A 2,530-nucleotide genomic window follows, 5' to 3' on the forward strand; every position below is an offset into this window, starting at 1 on the left:
ATAACAATAGTTTTAAACCTTTTCTGCATAACCTACAACCCAAAAAGGCGACCTGATCTTACGGTAACTTCAAACCCTATTCTAAGGTTTCGTCTCCGGGATGCCCCGACCCGCCGGAACAATACAAAAAGTTATATTTTTATTTGGTAGGTGGCGGTTAGCTCTTTATTTATCTTCCCTACCATTTCTAGTATATCACATTGGTAAGCTTCGTTCCGGAGCTTACCCCGCGCTTCCCATACGACACTTAGCCAATGAAGGTAAAGTGCGGGGCTTCTCGCGGTTCAGCTAAAATTCCAGCACTATAGTCATACCTAATAACCTATACCCTTGAACAAACAGGCAAAACCATCCCCTCGCGAGCCAGTAAGTGATTACCATTGAAAGACTGGAGTTGCTTTTCTAGTTTGTCGAGATAATCATCATTATAGTCAGGATGATAACGAGACATAACTATGCGCTTAACACCTGCCACCTTTGCCGTTGCTATGCCAGTTTGCCAACGCTGATCTTGCCAAATCAAAGGTGAATAATTAGACAGATCATCTCCTGTGAGGGGAAAGGGAGCATCCAAAATTAGCAAATCTGCTTGACGGGATAGGTATCGTAGATTTTCATCAATGGCACCCCAACCATTGGAGTGAGTAGTGGCGTACACAACAGCATATCCTTGCCAGTTTACCCGATAGCCCATTGCTTGATGTGAGTCATTAAGAAGCACAGCCTCTACAGTTACATCATCTAGGGTTACTGTATGACCTGACCTCAGCCCGTGAAATTTCAGATCTGACTGCATGACCTGAAGGGGCACTGGAAAATTTGGAGCAATCATTTGCTGACCTAGACACTGTTCAATGGATGCCCCATCAGGTGCTGCTGCTCCATAGATATGAAAACAGTTACCAGGAATAAACGCAGGAGTAAAAAAGGGAAACCCTTGAATGCTGTCCCAATGGCTATGAGAAAAAAAAATGTGAGCTTCTATGGGCATTTGCTTAAGCCAATGATTTCCCAGCACCCGCAAACCACTGCCACCGTCAAAGATTAAGCGTTTTCTACCAACACGCATCTCTACACAAGATGTATTGCCACCATAGCGAATTGTATCTGTCCCAGGAGCCGAAATTTGACCCCTAACGCCCCAAAATCGGACGCTCAAGTCGCCTCCAGTGCCATTGTTTAGGCTGGGTTTAGCCTTATAGTTGCCTCGTGTGGGTGCTACTAGATTTTGCATCTTGAATCTGTGAATTACGTCAGCCTAAGTTATAAATTATTCCCATTGGTAGATTCCGACTAGAGGATACTCGGGTGAAAATGAGTAACCATCAGGGTTAACCACTACTTTCTGTTAAAGTGGGCGGATTTCATACATCAAATTGAATACATCAAGAGTAAATAGATGGGGGAAAGCAACCACAACAGCCCCAGTAATTTAGTCAGATCTCTAATTTGGAACCTTTCAGCCCCCCTAAACAAGTTAAGATACAGTTATGCTTTCTCTTAACTGTATCTTAAGTGTTGGTTAATTTTAACGGATTTAGGAACAAACAGTTTGTGACCTATGTCACAAACGCATCAAATTAATTCAATCAATTAGAATGGGAACTGGTAAATCATCGGTTATCCCTTGATCGGTCAGCTTTCATTTATCGGAAGTCAGCCCATTTCCTTATAGCTTAACCTCGACAGCTAAACCAAAAGCTCAGTGTATGCCCATCTCAAGTATAACTGCTCACCCCATCCCATCCTCACCTGATTATCTCCTCACCTAAAAAGGTAATATCTTTTAGCTTCATCCGCAATTCATCTCACATCTCAATGCTACGCCATGAGTGTGAGATGAATTGCGGACAGGATCGAAGACCGTGTATACTAAATCTAGTAGGGAAGACAAATGAAGAGCTAACCACCACCTACGTGCCTAAGAAAAAACTCAAACTCATTGTATGTTCCGGCGCGGAGGGGCATCCCGTGTCATTAATAAACCTTGCCGAACGCGCCCCGCGTGGCCTACGGCCTTGTATCCTAACTATTGGGTGGAGTTGGCAAGAAGCCCACACTGAACTCAAAGAGTCAGTGTGGGAGTATGTCACCTTCTGTTGGGATCACTCCCTGACCCTACTTGATTAGGGTTGGGGTATTTTTTGTTATGCTTGCCCTTAAAACAGAGAATGGCTAATCGCTTTGCTAGCTTTCTAGCATCTAACCATTAGCCTAAGAAAAGAAACTCTAGTGGAACTCATCTCACCGATGAGTCCCTACTTGATCAGTCCCTACTGCTTATAGTTGTTGATTGACTCTTCCACCAAAGGCATTACCTGATCAAGATCTTTCCATCCTAAAATTTTAGTGACTTTTTTTTCCAGATTTTTGTATGTCCTGAAAAATTCAGCAATTTCATCCAACCGATGGGGCGCGATATCTTGGAGAGTTTTTACTTCAGCGTAGCGAGGATCCTTGTCAGGAACACACAGAATTTTTTCATCCCGATCACCTCCATCGATCATTTCCAGCATCCCGATTGGTCTAG

Annotated in this window: 3 protein-coding genes; 1 reads left to right on the forward strand and 2 read right to left on the reverse strand. The window is 43.5% G+C overall.

Going from position 1 to position 2,530, the window contains the following annotated elements:
* Positions 1 to 322 precede the first annotated feature (322 nt).
* On the reverse strand, positions 323 to 1,234 hold the full coding sequence (locus F6K20_RS33760; RefSeq protein ID WP_008189251.1) for an MBL fold metallo-hydrolase: 912 nt from the start codon (positions 1,232 to 1,234) through the stop codon (positions 323 to 325).
* 737 nt (positions 1,235 to 1,971) lie between these two features.
* On the opposite strand from F6K20_RS33760, the gene F6K20_RS33765 reads away from it, so the two are divergent.
* Positions 1,972 to 2,130: a hypothetical protein gene (locus tag F6K20_RS33765; protein WP_287297696.1), complete on the forward strand. Its 159-nt coding sequence runs from the start codon at positions 1,972 to 1,974 to the stop codon at positions 2,128 to 2,130.
* A 143-nt stretch (positions 2,131 to 2,273) separates the two neighbouring features.
* On the opposite strand, the gene F6K20_RS33770 is transcribed toward F6K20_RS33765, so the two are convergent.
* Positions 2,274 to 2,530: inorganic diphosphatase (locus F6K20_RS33770; protein ID WP_287297698.1), on the reverse strand; the 257-nt coding region annotated here is incomplete at its 5' end.

Origin of the sequence: Moorena sp. SIO2C4 (genome assembly GCF_010672485.1) — a bacterium.
Classification (GTDB): Bacteria; Cyanobacteriota; Cyanobacteriia; order Cyanobacteriales; family Coleofasciculaceae; genus Moorena; species Moorena producens.

Bases quoted from the DNA above. Each gene is read 5' to 3' on its own strand.
- F6K20_RS33760 (WP_008189251.1), bottom strand. From the start codon at position 1,234: ATGCAAAATCTAGTAGCACCCACACGAGGCAACTATAAGGCTAAACCC.